The 18931-nt window shown below is 61.0% G+C and carries 18 protein-coding genes and 1 tRNA gene; 8 read left to right on the top strand and 11 right to left on the bottom strand.

The features are described 5' to 3' along the window. The first annotated feature begins 160 nt into the window (after positions 1-160). Complete coding sequence (gene rpoD, locus M2367_RS16945) at positions 161-2056, top strand: RNA polymerase sigma factor RpoD (protein ID WP_259237364.1); 1896 nt, start codon at positions 161-163, stop codon at positions 2054-2056. Positions 2057-2222: 166 nt separating this feature from the next. Next, positions 2223-2299 (top strand) — tRNA-Ile (locus tag M2367_RS16940). Between the two features lie 49 nt (positions 2300-2348). On the opposite strand, the gene M2367_RS16935 is transcribed toward M2367_RS16940, so the two are convergent. The 4 genes from M2367_RS16935 to M2367_RS16920 all read right to left on the bottom strand — a co-directional run bounded on the left by M2367_RS16935 (position 2349) and on the right by M2367_RS16920 (position 6457). Next, positions 2349-2819, bottom strand: a complete 471-nt coding sequence (locus M2367_RS16935; RefSeq protein WP_042042996.1) for a tetratricopeptide repeat protein — start codon at positions 2817-2819, stop codon at positions 2349-2351. A gap of 180 nt (positions 2820-2999) precedes the next feature. Beyond that, on the bottom strand, positions 3000-5267 hold the full coding sequence (locus M2367_RS16930; RefSeq protein ID WP_259237340.1) for an alpha amylase C-terminal domain-containing protein: 2268 nt from the start codon (positions 5265-5267) through the stop codon (positions 3000-3002). 292 nt (positions 5268-5559) lie between these two features. Beyond that, positions 5560-6108, bottom strand: coding sequence for a cytochrome b/b6 domain-containing protein (locus M2367_RS16925; RefSeq protein ID WP_259237339.1), 549 nt, complete (start codon positions 6106-6108; stop codon positions 5560-5562). After that, the gene (locus M2367_RS16920) at positions 6089-6457 is read right to left on the bottom strand and encodes a cytochrome b562 (RefSeq protein ID WP_224431217.1); all 369 of its coding nucleotides are present in this window, start codon (positions 6455-6457) and stop codon (positions 6089-6091) included. Before M2367_RS16920 ends, M2367_RS16925 begins: the two co-directional genes overlap by 20 nt. Positions 6458-6744: 287 nt before the next feature. Here M2367_RS16920 and M2367_RS16915 point away from each other — a divergent pair, with 287 nt between their 5' ends. Continuing rightward, positions 6745-7158 carry a Spy/CpxP family protein refolding chaperone gene (locus M2367_RS16915; RefSeq protein WP_259237338.1) on the top strand — a complete coding sequence of 138 codons (414 nt, stop codon included), beginning with the start codon at positions 6745-6747 and terminating at the stop codon, positions 7156-7158. An 86-nt stretch (positions 7159-7244) separates the two neighbouring features. Beyond that, a complete protein-coding gene (locus M2367_RS16910) occupies positions 7245-8453 on the top strand; it encodes an MFS transporter (RefSeq protein ID WP_224431216.1) in 1209 nt (402 codons plus the stop codon). A gap of 82 nt (positions 8454-8535) precedes the next feature. Here the strand turns inward: M2367_RS16910 and purD are convergent, their stop codons facing one another. Together purD and purH are read right to left on the bottom strand one after the other, a co-directional pair. Beyond that, entirely contained in the window at positions 8536-9825 is a 1290-nt protein-coding gene (gene purD / locus M2367_RS16905) for a phosphoribosylamine--glycine ligase (RefSeq protein WP_259237337.1), read from the bottom strand. A 72-nt stretch (positions 9826-9897) separates the two neighbouring features. Then, the gene (gene purH, locus M2367_RS16900) at positions 9898-11490 is read right to left on the bottom strand and encodes a bifunctional phosphoribosylaminoimidazolecarboxamide formyltransferase/IMP cyclohydrolase (RefSeq protein WP_259237336.1); all 1593 of its coding nucleotides are present in this window, start codon (positions 11488-11490) and stop codon (positions 9898-9900) included. 465 nt (positions 11491-11955) lie between these two features. Here purH and zntR point away from each other — a divergent pair, with 465 nt between their 5' ends. Then, a complete protein-coding gene (gene zntR / locus M2367_RS16895; protein WP_224431213.1) occupies positions 11956-12390 on the top strand; it encodes a Zn(2+)-responsive transcriptional regulator in 435 nt (144 codons plus the stop codon). A gap of 146 nt (positions 12391-12536) precedes the next feature. Continuing rightward, positions 12537-12776 carry an alternative ribosome-rescue factor A gene (locus M2367_RS16890; protein ID WP_259237335.1) on the top strand — a complete coding sequence of 80 codons (240 nt, stop codon included), beginning with the start codon at positions 12537-12539 and terminating at the stop codon, positions 12774-12776. Positions 12777-12867: 91 nt separating this feature from the next. On the opposite strand, the gene hemW is transcribed toward M2367_RS16890, so the two are convergent. From hemW to M2367_RS16875, 3 genes are all read right to left on the bottom strand, one after another. Beyond that, positions 12868-14013 (bottom strand): radical SAM family heme chaperone HemW, encoded by a 1146-nt coding sequence (hemW, locus tag M2367_RS16885; RefSeq protein WP_259237334.1) that lies wholly within the window; start codon positions 14011-14013, stop codon positions 12868-12870. 144 nt (positions 14014-14157) lie between these two features. Further along, the gene (gene rdgB / locus M2367_RS16880) at positions 14158-14751 is read right to left on the bottom strand and encodes an RdgB/HAM1 family non-canonical purine NTP pyrophosphatase (protein ID WP_042043006.1); all 594 of its coding nucleotides are present in this window, start codon (positions 14749-14751) and stop codon (positions 14158-14160) included. A gap of 200 nt (positions 14752-14951) precedes the next feature. Next, entirely contained in the window at positions 14952-15671 is a 720-nt protein-coding gene (locus M2367_RS16875; protein WP_259237333.1) for a metallophosphoesterase, read from the bottom strand. A gap of 193 nt (positions 15672-15864) precedes the next feature. Between M2367_RS16875 and M2367_RS16870 the strand changes: the two genes are divergently transcribed. Then, positions 15865-17031, top strand: coding sequence for a multidrug effflux MFS transporter (locus M2367_RS16870; RefSeq protein WP_259237332.1), 1167 nt, complete (start codon positions 15865-15867; stop codon positions 17029-17031). Between the two features lie 398 nt (positions 17032-17429). Beyond that, the gene (locus tag M2367_RS16865) at positions 17430-17693 is read left to right on the top strand and encodes a hypothetical protein (RefSeq protein ID WP_224431210.1); all 264 of its coding nucleotides are present in this window, start codon (positions 17430-17432) and stop codon (positions 17691-17693) included. Positions 17694-17773: 80 nt separating this feature from the next. Here M2367_RS16865 and M2367_RS16860 read toward each other — a convergent pair whose 3' ends face one another. Both M2367_RS16860 and M2367_RS16855 read right to left on the bottom strand, forming a co-directional pair. After that, the gene (locus M2367_RS16860) at positions 17774-18334 is read right to left on the bottom strand and encodes a GNAT family N-acetyltransferase (RefSeq protein WP_259237331.1); all 561 of its coding nucleotides are present in this window, start codon (positions 18332-18334) and stop codon (positions 17774-17776) included. Then, complete coding sequence (locus M2367_RS16855) at positions 18334-18888, bottom strand: GNAT family N-acetyltransferase (RefSeq protein WP_259237330.1); 555 nt, start codon at positions 18886-18888, stop codon at positions 18334-18336. Before M2367_RS16855 ends, M2367_RS16860 begins: the two co-directional genes overlap by 1 nt. Positions 18889-18931 lie beyond the last annotated feature (43 nt).

Here is an 18931-nt window from a genome sequence, read left to right as displayed (position 1 = left end):
ATAAAGATTGTTGCCCGAATCGACGGGATTAGATGCAAAAACGTATAACCGCCTGGCCCCGACAAACAAAGCGGGCAGGGGTTTCTCAGACCGACGCCGCAACCAGACATAGCATGTCTGGCGGTTTTCTATTAGAATTGGCTATTTGCGCACCAGCGCATTGCTCGCGCAACCTAGCAACACCAACCGGATGAGTTCTATGGAGCAAACCCCGCAGTCTCAGCTTAAACTCCTCGTTGCCAAAGGTAAAGAACAGGGCTACCTGACTTATGCCGAGGTGAACGATCACCTCCCGCAAGAGATCGTTGACTCTGATCAGATCGAAGACATCATTCAGATGATCAACGATATGGGTATCCAGGTAGTGGAAAACGCACCGGATGCCGATGACCTTATCATGGCCGAAGGCGGTACCGCCGACGAAGACGCTGCCGAAGCAGCGGCCCAAGCACTGGCCTCTGTTGAATCTGAAATTGGTCGAACAACCGACCCTGTCCGCATGTATATGCGGGAGATGGGTACCGTCGAGCTGCTGACCCGTGAAGGCGAAATCGACATCGCCAAACGGATCGAAGACGGTATCAATCAGGTACAGAGCTCAGTCGCCGAGTACCCGGAAGCCATCACCTATCTGCTTGAACAGTACGATAAATTTGAAGCCGAACAGCTGCGTCTGTCCGACATCATCTCGGGTTTCATAGACCCTAACGAAGCCGATGATGTGGCGCCAACCGCGACCCATATTGGCTCCGAACTCAGCGAAGACGATCTCGCTGACGAAGATGAAGACGAAGATGAAGACGAAGATGAAGACGGCGACAGCTCGGACGATGAGACGGATACAGGTCCTGATCCTGAAGTCGCTCGCGAGAAGTTTGGTGAGCTGCGTGCCCAGTACGAAGTCACCCGCCTCTCTATCCAGAACAATGGCCGTGCCCACGACGACACCCAGGCTGCCATAGCGCAGCTGGCCGACGTATTCCGTCAGTTCCGCCTGATGCCCAAGCAGTTCGATCGCTTGGTCAACAACATGCGCGAGATGATGGAGCGGGTGCGGATCCAGGAGCGGATCATCCTGAAACTCTGCGTTGAGCAGGCCAAGATGCCGAAGAAGACCTTCGTCGCTGCCTTCACCAACAATGAGTGCGATACCGCCTGGTTCGAATACCAGAAGCAAGCCGGTAAAGCCTGGTCGCCCCGCTTGGTCGAGATGGATGAAGACGTGCTGCGTGCCATCGGCAAGCTGCAACAGATCGAAGTCGAGACGGGTCTGTCCATCGCCCAGATCAAGGACATCAACCGCCGCATGAGCATCGGTGAGGCCAAGGCCCGCCGTGCCAAGAAAGAGATGGTTGAGGCCAACTTGCGTCTGGTTATCTCTATCGCCAAGAAGTACACCAACCGTGGCTTGCAGTTCCTGGATCTGATCCAGGAGGGCAACATCGGTCTGATGAAAGCGGTAGACAAGTTTGAGTACCGTCGTGGCTACAAGTTCTCGACCTATGCTACCTGGTGGATCCGTCAGGCCATTACCCGCTCCATCGCGGATCAGGCCCGTACCATTCGTATCCCGGTGCACATGATCGAGACCATCAACAAGCTCAATCGCATCTCTCGTCAGATGCTGCAGGAGATGGGTCGCGAGCCCAATCCGGAAGAGCTGGCCATGCGCATGGGCATGCCGGAAGACAAGATCCGCAAGGTACTGAAGATCGCCAAGGAGCCTATCTCCATGGAGACGCCCATCGGTGATGATGAAGACTCCCACCTGGGTGACTTCATCGAGGATACCACCCTGGCCCTGCCGGCCGATGCGGCCACCAGCGAGAGCCTGCGCAACGCGACCCGCGAAGTGCTGGCCGGTCTGACCGCCCGGGAAGCCAAGGTGCTGCGGATGCGGTTTGGTATCGATATGAATACGGATCACACGTTGGAGGAGGTCGGCAAGCAGTTCGACGTCACCCGCGAGCGTATTCGTCAGATCGAAGCCAAGGCTCTGCGCAAACTGCGCCACCCGAGCCGCTCGGAAGTGCTGCGCAGTTTCCTCGACGAGTAACGACTCGCTTGCTGACAAAGCCCCGCCATGCGGGGCTTTGTTTTATTTATGCCAAAGGGATCACGAACTTGCGGCCAGATTGGACAAAATGTCGCCAAGTGATTGATCTGGCTATGGACTAGGACTTTTTCATCCCCTATAATCCACGCCGCAAAGCAATACCCATGGCCCCTTAGCTCAGTTGGTTAGAGCATACGACTCATAATCGTCAGGTCCCCAGTTCAAGTCTGGGAGGGGCCACCAAATTCAGACAAAGCCGCTCATGTTGAGCGGCTTTGTCGTTTCTAGCCTCTCACCAACGCCTGTCCAGATCCTCGGCATAGAGCGCCATGGCGCCCTTGTACGGGGTCAGTGAAGGGTCCGCAGTACTCTGTGCAAGCAGACCGAGCAGTGCCTCGCAAGCCTCTTTATGACGCCCTTGGTTGTAATGGACCATGGCGCGAAAGGCCGTGAACTCGCTCGCCTGGGGAAACAGTGCCAAGCCCTGCTCCAGGGTGACCAGGGCCGCCTCATGCTGACCCAGGCTGCGATATGAGCTGCCGAGCCCCAGCAGGGCACCGCGCAGGGAGGATCCAGCGAGTCCTAGGGTGATGGCTTGCTGATAGAGATGTATGGCCTGGGCCTCGCGCCCGAGCATGTCGTGCAGGCTGGCCACTTCATAATGCAGCTCGGCGTGTAGCGGGTGCTCGATGAGTTGCAACAGGCCGTGCTGGCGAGCTTCTTCGATCCGCCCCTCGACCCTGAGGGCTTCCAATAGTTTCATATGCGCTCCTGCATGGGGATGTACAGGCAGTATGCCTGCCGGTCGGCAAACAGGGAACGGTGGCCGTCTGGTTGAGGAGAGAAGAGTGATGGTGCTTGGCCCCATGAAAAGGCCTCCTGCCCTGTGGGCAGGAGGCCATGGGAATGCCCGAGGGTCATAGGGGCATCACCCCTCTGCGGCTTACTGGGCGTTCAGGCTGTAGGTCAGAGTCTGATCGTTGAAGCGCACACGGTACTGGCCGCTGACCGGGGTGAAGATGTCGGTACCACCCTGCTCGGCCACACCATCCTTGTTGGTGTCGCCGTAATTCTGGGTCCAGTCACCCTTGACGTCGAACTTGAAGCGCTGGTTTGCCTGGCCGTCGAAACTGACTTGCGCTTCCCACAGGTTGTCGGCGACCAACGTCATGACCTGCGATCCCCAACCGTTGGGCGTACCACGGAACTGCAGGGTCGGCAGCACGCTGTTGTAGGCACCGTTGCCGTCAGTGACGGTCACGGTGGCGCTGGCGCTGGAAGTCAGCCCCTCGGTATCGGTGACGGTCAGGGTGATGGTATGGGTGCCCGGGGTATCGAACTGGACCGTCTCAGTGGGGGCGCTGCCGCCGCTGGACCAGCTATAGCTCGCCACGGCTTCATCGTCGGTGGAGGCGGAGCCATCTAGCACCACGCTCTCCCCCGTCTTGACGCTGAGGACCTTGGGCGAGAGGGCGGCCACCGGTGCCTGGTTGCTGGTGAGGGGGGTGACCGTATAACGCAGATCGCCTTCGTTCAGGGTGATGCGGTAGCTGCCCGCCCCGCTGACCAGGATATCCTTGCTGCTGCCCTTGTCGGCGATGCCGTCCCCTTCATTGTCGCCGTAGTTCTCTGTCCAGTTGCCGAAGACGTCGAACTTGAAGCGCTGGGCACCGGTGGCGTCACCGCTGCCGCTCAGGGTCAGGGTGGCGGACCAGACGCGGTTGGCATCGACTGTCATAGGGGTGTTGCCCCAGGCGTTGTGGGTGCCGCGCAGGTTCATGCTGTTGAACTTGTTGCCCGGCAGGGCGGTGCCGCCGCAGGGGCTGGCCTTGGTGCAGCCGGCGATGATGGCGGCTGCCTTCATGGCCGGCACGTTCAGGCTGGCCTTGCCGCTGCCGTCGACGGTGACATAGCCCCCGCTGCAGTAGTCATTGCCACCGAGGAGGTTGCAGTACTCACCCGCCGGCAGGCCGGTCTGCACCGAGGCCACCAGGCTGCCGCTCTCGTTGTTGATGGCGACGAAACCCTTGTCTCCCCGACTGAAGGCTATCTGGTTGTTGCCGTTATCCCACCAGTGACTGACAGCTTGCCCCTCGGTGCTGTTGTGGAACAGAGCCATGTTCATGATGGTTGGCCGGCGCTGCTCGCAGTTCCACTGGCCATCGGTGCAGGGTGTGCTGCCCGGCGCCCCCTTGTCGGTTTCATAGGTGCCCATGTTCTCGAAGCGGTAGCCCGACATCACCTGCTTCCAGCCATAGGGCCAGGCCATCATGAAGGTGTTGGCCAGCTCGTAGCGGGCACCGCTCATGAAGGTGAGCATGCCGCCGCCCCCGTGGCCGCGCTCGCGGTCGTGGTTGACCACGAAGACGAACGCCTTGTTGGAGGGGAGCAGGCCCCAGCTCTCGCCGAGGGTCTTGAGGTTCTTGATCTGGCCGTTGAAGTTGGCGGCGAGATCCGTGCCGTATTTGAAGTCGGTGACGGTATCGATATAGGTGTAGCGACCCGGCTGGATGTCGGGGGACTCCCCCCCTGCACCTATCACCTCCAGATAGGCTTTGGGGCTGCCCGCCTTGTCGAGGATGGTCTTCACCTCGCCGGGGGCCATGTGCTTGGCCGCATCGATGCGAAAGCCCGCCACGCCCCAACCCAGCAGGGTCTTCATGTAGCTGGCTATCTGATCCTGCACGTAGGGAGAGCCGGTATTGAGATCCGGCATGCCGTAGAGGGCACCGTTCCAGACGTTGTTGCTGTCGCCGTAGTTGGTGATGTCACCGCTGTGGTGGAAGTCGTTGTAGCCGAACTGGGGGTACTGATATTGGCCCGAGTTGTAGCTGCCACCGCCGGTGGCTGTCCCGGTGCCCGAGGCCAGCTGGTTGAAGACGGCGTCGGCATAGACCTTGACCCCGGCCGCATTGCAGCGGGTGATCATGCTCCTGAGCTCCGCCTCGCTGCCGCCGAAGCTGTTGAAATTCTTGAAGCTGACAGGCTGGTAGACGGTCCACCAGACCTGGCTGCCCTGCTTGTGCTCGGCGGGTGGCGTGATCTGGACTCCGCCGAATCCCTTGGGACCGAGTACGGTTTCGCACTCATTGGCGATGTCGTTGAACTTCCATTGGAACAGATGGACCATGACCCCTTCGGCGCTGGCTGTGTGGCTGAATGAGCCCAGCACCGCGGCGAGCATGGCGGTTCGAAACAGTGTGTTGTGCATGACGATTTTCCCTTCGATCTTGTTATTGACGTGTCACTGTCTTTTGATATCGAACGGACCGCAAACTACCTCGTTCGGCTCAGTAGCATTGATGAAATCGAGGTAATTGAAAATCGAACAGCAGAGATTAATTAAGAATTGTGAATGAAAATGCTTTCATGGCAGGGGGGGGGCAAGAGGGGGATGCGTCCTGGCCGATGAAGGGCTAAAGCAGTTGTAGCCGCCGGAGAGAGGCGCTCCTGCGGGCGGATGAGCGGGGAAAGGAAGAGGGGCACCCTGGTGCCCGTCTGCTTCAGGAGTGAGGCTCCTGCTGGCGCTGAGGTTGCCGGCGCCGGGGCAACATGCGACCGATCAGGTTGCTGCGCTGACGCCAGGAGGTATAGACGATGGCGCCCAGATGCAGAGCGATCAGCCCCTGCAATGCCCAGGTACACCAGGTGTGCCACTCATCGGCGCCCCAGCCGAACCCCAGCTCTGTGTTCTGAAACCAGCCGGTGAAGCCGGTGGCAAGCACGGTGAGCCAGATGACCCAGACGGCCAGCTTGCCGCTGCCATGATGACCGGGGGAGGCGGGGGCGCGCTCGCTCATCTCTCTGGCCTGCAGGCGAAAATCCTCCCCGCTGGGGATCAGGGCGGCCAAGCGGGCATAGCCCTTGGCCAGGGTCAGTCCCCATAGCAGGCGCAAGCCGATGACCGACATGGCGAGGTAGCCCAGCCACTCATGCCACTCCTCCCCCGTTTCATTGAGCCAGAGGTTGGCGACACAGGCGGCGGCCAGGCTCCAGTGCGTCAGGCGTACCAGGATGTCCCAGCGAAAAGGATCAGCCTTTCTGCTTGGCATATTGGTGGTACTCCTTCTTCAGGTCATTGACCTTGGCCAGGTGCTCACGGGCCTTGGCCTCATCACCCGCCTTGAGAGCGGCCAGACTGGCATCCAGCTCGCCCTGTACCTCGTTGAGGCCCTCGAGGAACTTCTCCTGCTTGGCGGTTGGCATCTTGCGCGTCTTGGCGTCATCGATCTCACTGCGCATCTGGGTGATGTATTTTTCCATGGCGGCGGGATCGCTCGCCTTGGTTGCCTGCTTGTAGTTGAAGCCCATCTTCTTCATCGGCTGCTCCAGATCACCGGCCAGGGCGGGCAGGGCGATCAGACCAAACATCAGTGGTAGCAGGCGAGCAGTTTTCAACATGGGATCTCCTTAAGTTGGTTGCAAATGAACCCTAGTTTGAGTTCTTACCCTGCATGATGCCATGAGGGACAGTGAACTGTTTGTGAATAGTTGGTTTTTTTGTGACAAAAGGTGACAGGGCATTAACCTTGCGCCAACCCTGGATGGCTCGTGCTCTTGGCTATCTCATTGGTCGGGAAGGGGGGCGCGGGAAAGAGAGTGGCGGGCCATTCAGCCAGGGTTTACGCTTCCCGGCGCGATCCGCGCTATAGATAGCAGGTACCTTTACCCTTGTGAGCGAATCATTCATGAAAATTACCCATTCCCTTAGCGCGATTGCCCTTTCTCTGTCTCTGGTGTTTGCAGGTTCCGCCATGGCCCAGGCGCCGGGCCCGGTCAATCATGGCTCCATCGAAGACATGATCGTCAAGACCCTGGAGCTGACGCCGGATCAGGTCAGCAAGATCAAGGCCATCCGCGCCGAGAGCGACCAGCAGATTGCGGGTATCGATCAGAGCAAACTCAGTAATCAGGCGCTGCAGGGCGCCATCAAACATGGCACCTGGGACGATGGGTCCATCCGTCGCGAACTGGCCGAGGTGGGCAAGGTGCAGCAGGAGGTGCGTTACTATCGCACCAAGAAGATCTACGAGATCAGTAAAGTGCTGACCGCGGATCAGAAGGTCAAACTGGCCGAGATGCTGGACTCCGCGCCGCACTGATCCTCAGCCCTGCTTGATTGATGGAAGAGCCTCGGCCGCCATGGGCAGCCGAGGCTCTTTGCTTTGGTGGCTCCTGCGGCCTGGGGGTGGTTGCCTTTTCTTCGCAACGCTTTATCCTGCCGGACAACGAAGTCGAGCCGGGGTGGGACATGCAGGTCAATGGAGAGGGCGCCGTCCTGGCTGCCGATCGAGAGTCCAAGCGAGCCGCCCTCGTGCTGGCGCTCTGCCTGCCCGGGGATACCCTGCTCTATCTGTTGCTGCCCATGCATGCCGAGTTGTTTGGCATCAGCTTGCTGGAGGCGGGCATCCTGCTGGCAGCCAACAGGCTGATCCGCATTCTGGGCTATGGCAACGTGGTGCGTTTCTATGGCCAGCGGGGAGACAGGTTCTGCTGCACCCTGGCCGCCTTGAGTGCCCTGCTCTGCGCCCTTGGTTACACCTTGCTCTCAGGTTTCTGGGCCCTGCTTGGACTCAGATTGCTGTGGGGGCTGAGTTTTGCCACCTTCAATCTCTCCACTCAATCTCTGGCGACCAGCGAAATGCAGGGCGCGGCGCGACGCAGTGGTCGCTCTCGGGCGCTCATCTCGGCAGGCCCGGCCCTGGCCCTGCCTCTGGGAGCCTGGTTGGCGCAATGCTATGGCCCCAGGCCCGTCTTCTTGCTGATGGCCCTTGCCGCCCTGATTGGCCTTGTCTGGGCCCGGGGTCTGCCCGAGCGCCCTCACCCCTTGACGCTCGATGGCAAACGGCGGCTGCGTGCCCCGGACAGCATGGCGGTCTGGTCCTTTATCGAGGGGCTGACCCTGGATGGTCTCTTCATCTTTGGTCTCTCCCTGCTGGCCCAATCCCAGCTGAGTGGCGGCGCCATCCTGGTGGTCGGCTGTCTGATGGCGGTGCGTTACCTGAGCGAGATAGCATTCAGCCCGCTGGGAGGGCATCTCGCCGAGCGATGGGGCGCCCTGCCCCTGCTGGTAGGCAGCTCGCTGCTGGCTTCCTTTGCGCTGTTGTTGTTTGGCCTGGACTGGTTTGTGGTCGGTGCCGGCCTGGTCTTGTTGCTGCGGGCGGTGCAACTGCCTCTGGTGGCCACCATAGTGGCGGCCCGTTATCCACAGCAGCGGATCCAGGCCCTGGCCAGCAACGCGGTCTGGCGTGACATGGGCGCAGGACTGGGCCCCTTGCTAGCCGGTTGGCTGGTACCCATGCTGCCCGGAGCCTGGCTTTATGGCGGCGCGGCCCTGGCCCTGGCGCTCAGTGCGCTGGCCTGTCTGAACCGGGGAAAAACCCCGAGGCGGCATTGATCCTGCGGGAATGCAGCGCAATAAAAAGGGCCCCGAGGGGCCCTTTTTATTGGCGGGTGCGCGATTGCCCACACCTAGGGATTCACTTCCCTTGCTCGCGCTCTATGGCGCGCCAGCCGATGTCCCGGCGGCAGAAGACCCCTTGCCACTTGACCCGATCGGCCAGCTGGTAGGCGCGGGCCTGAGCCTCGGCCACCGTCTGACCCAGCGCCGTGGCGCAGAGTACCCGGCCACCGCTGGTGACCACGGTATCGCCTGCAAAGCGGGTGCCGCCGTGGAACAGTTTCTCACCGGCGCACTCTTCGCTCGGCAACCCGCTGATGGGCAAGTCCCTGGCGTAGTCACCGGGATAGCCGCCAGCGGCCAGCACCACACCGATGGCCGCGCGGGTATCATAACGGGCCTCTTTACCCTCCAGCTCCCCATGGCAGGCGGCCAGGCAGAGCTCAACCAGGTCGGACTGCATGCGCAGCATGATGGGTTGGGTCTCGGGGTCGCCGAAGCGGCAGTTGAACTCGATCACCTTGGGATTGCCCTGGGGGTCAATCATCAGGCCCGCATAGAGGAAGCCTGAGTAGCGATTGCCTTCTGCGGCCATGCCACGCACGGTCGGCATGATCACCTGCTCCATGGCACGCTGGTGCACGAGATCCGTGACCACGGGGGCGGGGGAATAAGCCCCCATGCCACCGGTGTTGGGGCCGGTATCCTTTTCGCCGACCCGTTTGTGATCCTGACTGGTGGCCATGGGCAGCACCTGCTCACCATCGACCATGACGATGAAGCTGGCCTCCTCGCCGGTGAGGAACTCCTCGATCACCACCCGGGCGCCGGCGTCACCGAAGGCATTGCCGGAGAGCATGTCCTGCACCGCGTCTTCGGCCTCTTGCAGGGTCATGGCCACTATCACCCCTTTGCCGGCAGCCAGGCCATCGGCCTTGATGACGATAGGAGCGCCTTGGGCGCGCAGATACGCGAGGGCGGGTTCCACTTCGGTGAAGTTCTGGTAGGCGGCAGTCGGGATATGGTGACGAGCCAGGAAGTCCTTGGTGAAGGCCTTGGAGCCTTCGAGCTGGGCGGCGGCAGCGGTCGGGCCGAAGATGGTCTGACCCTCGGCACGAAACGCATCCACCACTCCCTTCACCAGGGGGGCCTCCGGACCCACTATGGTCAGCCCAATCTGCTGTTCCTTGGCAAAGGCCAGCAAGGCGGGGATGTCGGTGGCCTCGATGGCGACGTTCTCGATACCGGGCTCAAGCTGGGTGCCGGCATTGCCCGGCGCCACGAACACCTGAGTGACCCGCGGGGACTGTTTGGCCTTCCAGGCCAGGGCGTGTTCACGACCGCCGTTACCAATTACCAATACTTTCATCGTCTGGGCTCTCCCATAGGAATAACGATTACGGATCTGAAGAGGGCTGCCTGGGCAGCCCTCAATGAATGATCAGTGGCGGAAGTGGCGCATGCCGGTGAACACCATGCACATGCCGTGTTCGTCGGCGGCGGCTATCACCTCGTTGTCGCGCATGGAACCACCCGGCTGAATGACGCAGGCGATGCCGGCGGCGGCAGCGGCATCGATGCCATCGCGGAACGGGAAGAAGGCATCGGAAGCCATGACGGAACCCGCCACCACCAGCCCTTCATCCTCGGCCTTGATGCCAGCTATCTTGGCGGAGTAGACCCGGCTCATCTGGCCTGCACCGACCCCTATGGTCTGGCCAGCTTTGGCGTAGACGATGGCGTTGGATTTGACGAACTTGGCCACCTTCCAGCAGAACAGCAGGTCTTTGAGCTCAGCCTCGGTCGGCTGGCGCTTGCTGACCACGGTCAGGTCACCCAGGCTCACCATGCCATGGTCGCGCTCTTGCACCAGCAGGCCGCCGTTGACACGCTTGAGATCGAAACCCTGAGCGGCAGCGGCCCACTGGCCACACTCGAGCAGGCGCACATTCTGCTTGGCGGCCACGGCGGAGCGGGCTTCCTCGCTGATGCTGGGGGCGATGATCACTTCCACAAACTGGCGGGCGACGATGGCGGCGGCGGTGGCGCCATCCAGCTCGCGGTTGAAGGCGATGATGCCCCCAAAGGCGGAGGTGGGATCGGTCTGGTAGGCGCGATCGTAGGCAGCGAACAGGTCGTCACCGATGGCGACACCGCAGGGATTGGCATGCTTGACGATGACACAAGCGGGCTCCGGGAACTCCTTCACGCACTCCAGGGCCGCATCGGTATCGGCGATGTTGTTGTAGGAGAGCGCCTTGCCTTGCAGTTGAATGGCGCTGGCCACTGAACCGGGGGCGGCCTGCTCTTCGGCGTAGAAGGCGGCAGCCTGATGGCTGTTTTCGCCGTAGCGCATATCCTGCTTCTTGATGAACTGAGCATTGAAGGTGCGCGGGAACTGGGACTCAGCGTCGCCCTCCTTGTTGTCGCCGTAGCTGGGCACCAGGGTGCCGAAGTAGTTGGCAATCATGCCATCGTAGGCGGCGGTGTGCTCGAAGGCGGCAATGGCGAGATCGAAGCGGGTGGCCAGCGTCAGGCTGTTGTCGTTGCCATCCATCTCGGCGATCACCCGGCCATAGTCGGCGGCCTTGACGACGATGGTGACATCTTTGTGGTTCTTGGCGGCGGAGCGCACCATGGTCGGGCCACCGATGTCGATGTTTTCGACCGCATCGGCGAGGGTGCAACCGGGCTTGGCGACGGTGGCGGCGAAGGGATAGAGGTTGACGACAACCATGTCGATGGGGGAGATGCCGTGCTGGGCCATGATGGCCTCATCCTGGCCGCGACGGCCGAGTACGCCGCCATGCACCTTGGGATGCAGGGTCTTGACGCGGCCATCCATCATCTCGGGGAAGCCGGTATAGTCGGACACTTCAGTCACCGGCAGGCCAGCCTCGGCCAGCAGCTTGGCGGTGCCGCCCGTCGAGAGCAGCGCCACACCACGCTCGTTGAGTGCCTTGGCAAATTCCAATATGCCGGTCTTGTCAGAAACACTCAGCAGTGCGCGGCGAATGGGCCTGGCTTGTTCCATCACTCTATCGTCCTCAGGGTGCGGGGACTTCCATGGCAGGCAGGCGATAAGCGCAAGATGACACAGAGCGTCCCCAAATAAATGGATGTGGGGGTATTTCGCAAATCACTCTTTGGGGCCATCTTGGCCAAGAGTGTTTTAGGAAATGCCCGCTTGGTGCGATGCTCTCTTGTGGGCGCGTATTCTACACAAAAATTGTGAGCCATGGTGGATTTTTTATTTCAGCAACCCCTTATGTGGCAAGGGGCTAAACGTTTTCCGCTGTCGGGATAGCAAACGTTTGTGATTTGAGTGGTTTAGGCCAGGAAGGGCACTCTGCCGGGGCGCTGGCGTGGCTTTTCAGGCCTTGGCTGGCAATTGCGGGACAAAGGCGGGATAGTAGCGATATTTGGTGTCAAATGGCTTTTGCTTGCTGAGCCAGGCTCAAGGGCGCAGGCCGCTGATGGTTGGGCAGAAGGAGGATGAATGTACCGGATTGGAGAGTTGGCCAAGGCCTGCAAGGTCAAGGCGGATACCCTGAGGTTTTACGAGAAGAGTGGTCTGATAGCACCCAGCATCCGCAACGAGTCAGGCTATCGGCTCTACAGTGAGCAAGACAGACGGCGGCTGGAGTTTATCATCCGCGCCAAGTCGGTCGGCTTCTCCCTGGCGGAGATTGGTGAGCTGCTCGATCTTGATACCCACAAGGCCGAGGTGACCTGTCAGGAGGTCAAGGCGGTGGCCGATGCCAAACTCGCCCAGGTGGAGGAGAAAATCGCCGAGCTGATGCGTTTTCGCCGCAATCTCAGCGAGCTGTCGGAGATCTGCTGCGGGGGGGCCCGTTCCGCCGAGCATTGCGCCATCCTGGAGGTGCTCGAGTCCGGCGCCGCGGGTCAGCATGAACATCATGCCCACGATTGACGAAAAAGGCCCAAGGAGTGGCGCCGCACACTGTTTGGTGACAAGATTGCCGGGTTTTTGAGCGGGCACCCCCTTGCCTCCCTATGGCGATGAGGGAGGGCCAGGTTCACACTCGCGATCCCCAAGGGGTAATGAAGGAGCCAAAGATGGCCAATGAGAGAGGAAAACTGCTCAACGTGGAAACGGAGCAGTCAGGTGGCGGTGGGCACTATGCCCATCAGCGTGGCGAGATCAAAGATAACCACTTGCAGGCGCTGCTCGGGGATCCGCTGTTTCGGGCCCGGGTCGAGCAAAACAAGAAAGGCAAAGGCAGTTACCAGCGCAAGGCCAAATATGGCAAGCGGTGGGAGCCCGGCCAACAGCGGATGATGCGCGTCTGCTGCTGAGCGGGTTTCTACCGATGAATGGGATAAGAGAAGGGCGCCGAGGCGCCCTTCTCTTTGGTGCTGACCAGATGGCATCAGCCCATCCCGGTGGCTACTCGTCCATAAAGAGTTCGAGCAACACATTGAGATAGCGGTGACCCAGCGCCGTCAGCTGCCAGTGATCCCCATGGTCATCGATCAGCTCCTTGCTGTGGGCGATGTCGAGCATGGTCTCAACCCGCTCAAGGGGCAGGCCGGTATAGGCCTCGAACTCCCACTTGGGCACGGGTTCGAACAGACGGAAGCGGTTCATGAAGTATTCGAGGGGCAGATCGGCCGCCTCGACCTGCCACTGGCTGTCGAGGTAGTCCCGCGCCGGATCAAGATACCCCTTGGGATGCTTGACCTTGGCACTGCGCAGCACTCTTTGCCCCACGAGATCGGTCACCTTGCCGTGGGCGCCACAGCCGATGCCCAGATAGTCGCCAAACCGCCAGTAGTTGAGATTGTGGTGGCACTGGTAACCCTCCTTGGCGTAAGCCGAGATCTCGTACTGGCGGTAACCCTGGGCGGTGAGCAGTGCATGGCCCCGTTCGTAGATGTCCCAGAGAATGTCGTCATCGGGCAGGGTCGGCGGCTTGGAGGCGAAGGCCGTGTTCGGCTCTATGGTGAGCTGATACCAGGAGAGATGCGGCGGCGCGCAGTCGATGGCCTGCTGCACGTCATAGAGGGCGTCGTCCAGGCTCTGATCCGGCAGGCCGTGCATCAAGTCCAGATTGAAGGTGGGCAGCGCGATGGCCTGAGCCAGGGCGGCGGCCTTGCGGGCCTCCTCCGGGCCATGAATGCGGCCGAGACGGGTCAGCTTCTCCTGCTGGAAACTCTGCACCCCGATGGAGATGCGGTTGATGCCAGCCTGCTTGAAACCCGCGAATTTGTCCGCCTCGACGGTGCCCGGGTTGGCCTCCATGGTGATCTCGCAGTTTTCCATCAGCACAATCCGTGCCCGGACCCCGTCCAGCAAGGCGTGCATCGCCTCGACGGAGAGCATGCTGGGGGTGCCGCCACCGATGAAGATGGAGTGCAGCGCCCGGCCCTGGGCCCACTTCAGCTCCCCATCCAGATCCTCGAGCAGGGCGGCCACATATTCCATGTGGGGCAGCTCACCCTTCTGGGCGTGGGAGTTGAAGTCGCAATAGGGGCACTTCTGGACGCACCAGGGCACATGAATATAGAGGGAGAGGGGCGGCAGTTGCAGCATGGGATTATCCAGGGATCCAGTGAGGGGCCTGAGCCCCAGTGTAAGACAGGGTGGGGGACAAGGGGGCGTTGGCAGTGCGAATGACGCGAGCCGGGCAATGAAACGGGGGCCTGGGCCCCCGTATCGACCATGACACAGCTGGCATCAGTGTGCGGCGAGGGCAGCTTTGAGCTTGGCGAGCGCCTGACCACGATGGCTGAGCTGGTTCTTGAGCTCGCTTGGCATCTGGGCGGCGGTGCAATCGTGATCCGGCACGAAGAAGACGGGGTCATAGCCAAAGCCGTGTTCACCACGGGGGGCATCAATGATGAGGCCCTCCCAGCTTGCCTGGCAGATGATGGGGGTCGGGTCATCGGCGTGGCGCATATAGACCAGCACGCACCAGAAGCGAGCGCTCTTGAGGTAGTCGGGGGCACCGTTGAGTTCCGCCAACAGCTTGTCCAGATTGGCTCTGTCGCTGGCTCCTGCCCCTGCGAAGCGGGCCGAGTAGACGCCGGGGCGTCCATGCAACAGATCCACTTCCAGGCCTGAGTCATCGGCCACGGCTGGCAAGCCGGTGAGGCGAGCGGCATGACGGGCCTTGATGATGGCGTTTTCGACGAAGGTGGTGCCGGTCTCATCGGCATCTGGCACGGCAAACTCGCTCTGGGGGATCACCTGGATCTTCATATCGGCCAACATGGCGGCCAATTCCTTGACCTTCTTCTGATTCCCTGTTGCCAGGACAAGCTTGTTCATCGTACACCTCCGCAAAAATAACCTGCGCATTCTACGGGCAGGACCTCGCCAGTCAAAGCGGCAATTACCGAGTTTGCGCCGCCTGGCTGCAAAGAAGGAGCAAGATGGGAGGGAGAGGGGGTAGGAAGTGGCGCCATGAGCGGATCACCTATGCCCGATGGGAGTCCAGGCAAGGGGCCGGGGGCCATCGAGGAGGTCAGCTACAGCGTCAGGGTATCGGGTTCTAGCAGGGTGAGCTCACCGCCATAGACGGCGCCGGTGTCTATCCAGCAGAGGTTGCCATGACGCAGCCAGCCATGCTCAAGCGGGGTATGGCCCATCACCACCAGACTGACATTGGCTATCCACTGTGGCGGCTGGTTGAGATCGCGCTGCAAACGTTGGAGGCGACTGCGCTCCCACAGCATGTCTCGCCGGTGGCGGGTCATAAAGGTCGCATCGAGCTTGGCCCAGTCATGGCTGACGGGATCGGCATGGACCAGGCCAATGCGCCGCCCCAGGGCCGTGGTGAGGGTCAGCGCCAGGGGCAATCGGGCCAACTGCGGCAGCCGCCCCCTTATCTCGTCTTGGGCGGCGGGGCTCAACTCATCAAACCAGTCGCCGCCATTGCGGCGCCAGCGAGCCCGCTCCTGGGCGTGGTGTCTGGTGCGACCAGCACCGACTAGCCCCTCAGGGGTGAGGGCGTCGAGCAGCATGGCCTCATGGTTGCCGAGTACGGCATGAAACCAGGGCTGGTCGAGCAGGGCCAGACAACCTGGGCTATCCGGCCCTCGGTCGATGAGATCCCCCACGGAGCAGAGTCTGTCTCCTGCCGCCGGATCGAAGGCGAGCCGGGCCAGGGCCGCCTGCAGCTGCCCCAGGCAACCATGGAGATCGCCGACGATCAGGGTGCGACCCGGGACAGTGATATGGGGGGGCATGAGGCCTCCAGCAGGTTAAGGGGGCTTGGGTTACTATCGGTCAGCAGGGGACGCTGGGCAAGGGGGATGTTTTTTCCTATTTGGAATAACATAAGTGAGTAAATACCATTTCTGTTCATTTCACTGAGCCAGTAGACTGCCGCCCCACTCTAGTTCAGCTTTGGCCTTTTTCTGGTCCGTATTGAGGTAAGTCATGCCCCTGATCCTGTTACTCGTGCTGCTGGTGTTGTTCAGCCCCCTGGCCATCGACATCTATCTGCCCGCTATCCCGCAGATGGCCGAGCAGTTGGGGGCCGAGGTGACCCTGATGCAGGGCACCATCACCTGGTTCCTGTTCAGCATGGGCTTGGGCCAACTGCTGGTGGGCCCGCTGGCCGATCGTTATGGTCGCAAGCCGATCGCCCTGTGTGGCGTCGTGCTCTATGGCCTGAGCGCCCTGGCCGCCGGCTTTGCCGCCAGCCTGGGTGAGCTGATGCTGGCCCGGGTGCTGCAAGGCTTCGGCGCCTGCGCCACGTCAGTTGCCGCCTTCTCCGTGGTGCGTGACAGCTATGGCCCCAAGAAGAGCGGCCAGATGATCTCCTACCTCAATGGCGCCATCTGCTTCATCCCGGCGCTGGCCCCTCTGCTCGGTGGCTGGCTGACGGCCCAGGCGGGTTGGTCTGCCAACTTCTGGTTCATGGCCGGTTATGCGGCCCTGGTGGGTGGCTGGCTGATGTGGCGCATGCCGGAGACCCGCCCCGATGAGACCCACAGTGAGGGCACCCTGATCAGCTGGGATCGTTACAGTCCGGTACTGCGCTCTCCCAGCTTCTTGTTCAATGCCAGCCTCTGCATGTTGGCGATGGCGGTGATCCTGGCCTATGTCACCGCGGCGCCTGTGCAGTTGATGGTCAAGCTGGGGCTGGACATGGATGGCTTCAGCCGCTGGTTTGCCGCCAATGCGGTGCTCAATATCGCGACCTGTTTCCTGGCACCCCGCTTCATCGCCTGGGTCGGGGCCAGACGTACCCTGCGCCTGGGGCTGCTGGTGATCTGCCTGTCTGCACTGGTGCTGACCCTGGTGCAAGATGTCCAGCATCCTCTGGCCATGATGGGGCCTGTCTTCCTCTCCAGCATCGGCTTTGCCATGGTGTTGGGGGCCGCCGCCGGCATGGCATTGGCTCCTTTTGGTCACTGTGCTGGCACGGCCGCCGCCTTGCTTGGGCTCTTCCAGATGAGCGGAGCGGGTGCCCTGGTGGGTATCACAGGGGCGCTGGTTGCGGATCCCCTCAACCAGTTGGCGTTGCACATGTGGTTATTGTTGCCGCCTCTGCTGATGCTGCTGACCCGGCGTGGGCGTAGCCTCTGCGCCAGTGCCTGAGTGTGATGGTGGTGATGTGCAAGACGGGGGCTCAGGCCCCCGTTTGCATAGCGGGTCCTCAAGGCGGATTTAGCCGCCACCCTGTCAGAAGCTGTCCGATCTCCAGACTTCACATGATGGGGCGAATGGTAGCGAGAGAGAGGGGGCGGTCGACCTGAATGTGCATTAATCATTCACAAAATCGTTTTTTGTTGATGTTTTGTATCAAGTAATCAAGATTGTTTAGGTTTTTTCATCCAATGGGTGAGAAAATATCATTGTGATACTCGTTTCCATTAACCAGCGTTAGGGTTATATTTCGCGCGTCTCTTGGCTCCCTTATTCATCATTGTACGAAGGGGGGCAAAGTGCTCTGTGATGGCAACGCTGCCATCTCTCCATTTTTTGAGGGTATGCACATGAACAAAGTACTGGTAGCCGGTATCCTGGGTCTGATGTTGACCGCCTGTGGTCAGAAAGAAGAAGCTGCACCTGCTGCGACTCCTGCCGCTGACGTTGCTGCCACCGTAGAAAAAGCCGCCAGCGAAGCTAGCGCCACTGTTGAGCAAGCCGCTGACAAAGCCGGTGAAGTGACCAAGCAAGCTGCTGCCGATGCAGGCGCTGCCGTAGAAAAGGCCGCCGACAAGGTTGAAGCCGCCGTGAGCGATGCCAAAGCCAACTAAGCGTGCTTTGATTGAAGAGACGGGCCCGGGGATCATCCCCGGGCCCGTTTTTATTGCGGTTATCTCGGTTGGCATCGGGCTTAGCGCGGCGCCCAGGCCGGATTAAGCAGGGCGGTCAGCACATGATCCTCCCAGCGGCCGTTGATCATCAGGTAGTCGCGGGCATATCCCTCTCGCTCGAAGCCAAGTCGAGCCAGCAGGGCGGCGCTGCGCAGGTTGGCGGGCATGTGACTGGCCATGATGCGATGCAGCCCCAGCTCGCCGAACAGATAATCTATCCCCCCTTGTACCACTTCCTGCATCAGACCCTGACCCTGATGGGCCTCATCCACCGAGTAGCCAAGATGGCAGGCCTGAAACATGCCTTGCACTATGTGGGTGAAGTTGCAGGTGGCGATGACCCGCTCACCACTGGCATCGAGTGCCACCAGGTTGACCGCCTGGCCTGCGAAGAACTGGCTGTAACTCTCTCGCAGCCGGGCAAACCAGCAACCCAGAGTATAGAAGTCAGGATCCCGTTTGGGCTCCCAGGGGGCCAGGTGCAGGCGATTTCGTTGATGGTAATCGAGCATCAGATCTGCCCGCTCCGGCGGCAATATGGTGAGCCGGGTACGAGGCGTCTCAAGATGAGGCAGCGCCATTACAGATCCCTCTGCTGTAGCCATTCATCCCGCAACAGGCCGTAGAGGGCGTGATCCACGACCCTGTCCCCCAACCGCTCGGCCCGGCGCACTATCCCCTCCAGACGCATGCCGAGCCGCTCGCACACCGCCCGGCTGGCTTCATTGTCGAGGGCGGCGCTGATCTCTGCCTTCTCCATGCCCATCTCCTCGAAGGCATGATGAATGAGGGCCTGACAGGCGCGGCCTATGATGCCGTTGCCCTGCCAGCGCTCCGCCAGCCAATAGCCCAGGGTGACCTTGCCCAGGCTCTGATCGATCCGGTTGTAACCAATGACACCGACCAGCTCCCCCTGATACTCGATAGCCGTGGTGAGCGAGTCGCCACGGGCGAAGCCTTCGATGGCATGGCGGATGAAGGTGGCCGTGTCATCGCGGCGCTGGATGAACGGCACCCAGGGCAACCATTGGGCGAGGTACTCCCGGTTCTGCTGACAGAGCCCATAGAGCTCGGTCGCCATGTCGGGTTGCAAGAAAGTCAGTGCCAGTTCGTCATCCAGTTGCCAGGTGAACATAGGGTCGTCCCTCGGTGCGTCTCTGCCGTGCGTTATGGTGCCT

The sequence above is a fragment of the Aeromonas sp. BIGb0445 genome, from assembly GCF_024809075.1.
Classification (GTDB): Bacteria; Pseudomonadota; Gammaproteobacteria; order Enterobacterales; family Aeromonadaceae; genus Aeromonas; species Aeromonas rivuli.
This window is presented reverse-complemented; position numbering and strand designations above follow the sequence as displayed.

What these genes read in the sequence shown, in the direction of transcription:
- M2367_RS16935 (WP_042042996.1), bottom strand. Translation starts at nt 2,819, where the DNA reads ATGAAACTATTGGAAGCCCTCAGGGTCGAGGGGCGGATCGAAGAAGCT.
- M2367_RS16930 (WP_259237340.1), bottom strand. Translation starts at nt 5,267, where the DNA reads ATGCACAACACACTGTTTCGAACCGCCATGCTCGCCGCGGTGCTGGGC.
- M2367_RS16925 (WP_259237339.1), bottom strand. Translation starts at nt 6,108, where the DNA reads ATGCCAAGCAGAAAGGCTGATCCTTTTCGCTGGGACATCCTGGTACGC.
- M2367_RS16920 (WP_224431217.1), bottom strand. Translation starts at nt 6,457, where the DNA reads ATGTTGAAAACTGCTCGCCTGCTACCACTGATGTTTGGTCTGATCGCC.
- M2367_RS16915 (WP_259237338.1), top strand. Translation starts at nt 6,745, where the DNA reads ATGAAAATTACCCATTCCCTTAGCGCGATTGCCCTTTCTCTGTCTCTG.
- purD (WP_259237337.1), bottom strand. Translation starts at nt 9,825, where the DNA reads ATGAAAGTATTGGTAATTGGTAACGGCGGTCGTGAACACGCCCTGGCC.
- purH (WP_259237336.1), bottom strand. Translation starts at nt 11,490, where the DNA reads ATGGAACAAGCCAGGCCCATTCGCCGCGCACTGCTGAGTGTTTCTGAC.
- zntR (WP_224431213.1), top strand. Translation starts at nt 11,956, where the DNA reads ATGTACCGGATTGGAGAGTTGGCCAAGGCCTGCAAGGTCAAGGCGGAT.
- M2367_RS16890 (WP_259237335.1), top strand. Translation starts at nt 12,537, where the DNA reads ATGGCCAATGAGAGAGGAAAACTGCTCAACGTGGAAACGGAGCAGTCA.
- hemW (WP_259237334.1), bottom strand. Translation starts at nt 14,013, where the DNA reads ATGCTGCAACTGCCGCCCCTCTCCCTCTATATTCATGTGCCCTGGTGC.
- rdgB (WP_042043006.1), bottom strand. Translation starts at nt 14,751, where the DNA reads ATGAACAAGCTTGTCCTGGCAACAGGGAATCAGAAGAAGGTCAAGGAA.
- M2367_RS16875 (WP_259237333.1), bottom strand. Translation starts at nt 15,671, where the DNA reads ATGCCCCCCCATATCACTGTCCCGGGTCGCACCCTGATCGTCGGCGAT.
- M2367_RS16870 (WP_259237332.1), top strand. Translation starts at nt 15,865, where the DNA reads ATGCCCCTGATCCTGTTACTCGTGCTGCTGGTGTTGTTCAGCCCCCTG.
- M2367_RS16865 (WP_224431210.1), top strand. Translation starts at nt 17,430, where the DNA reads ATGAACAAAGTACTGGTAGCCGGTATCCTGGGTCTGATGTTGACCGCC.
- M2367_RS16860 (WP_259237331.1), bottom strand. Translation starts at nt 18,334, where the DNA reads ATGGCGCTGCCTCATCTTGAGACGCCTCGTACCCGGCTCACCATATTG.
- M2367_RS16855 (WP_259237330.1), bottom strand. Translation starts at nt 18,888, where the DNA reads ATGTTCACCTGGCAACTGGATGACGAACTGGCACTGACTTTCTTGCAA.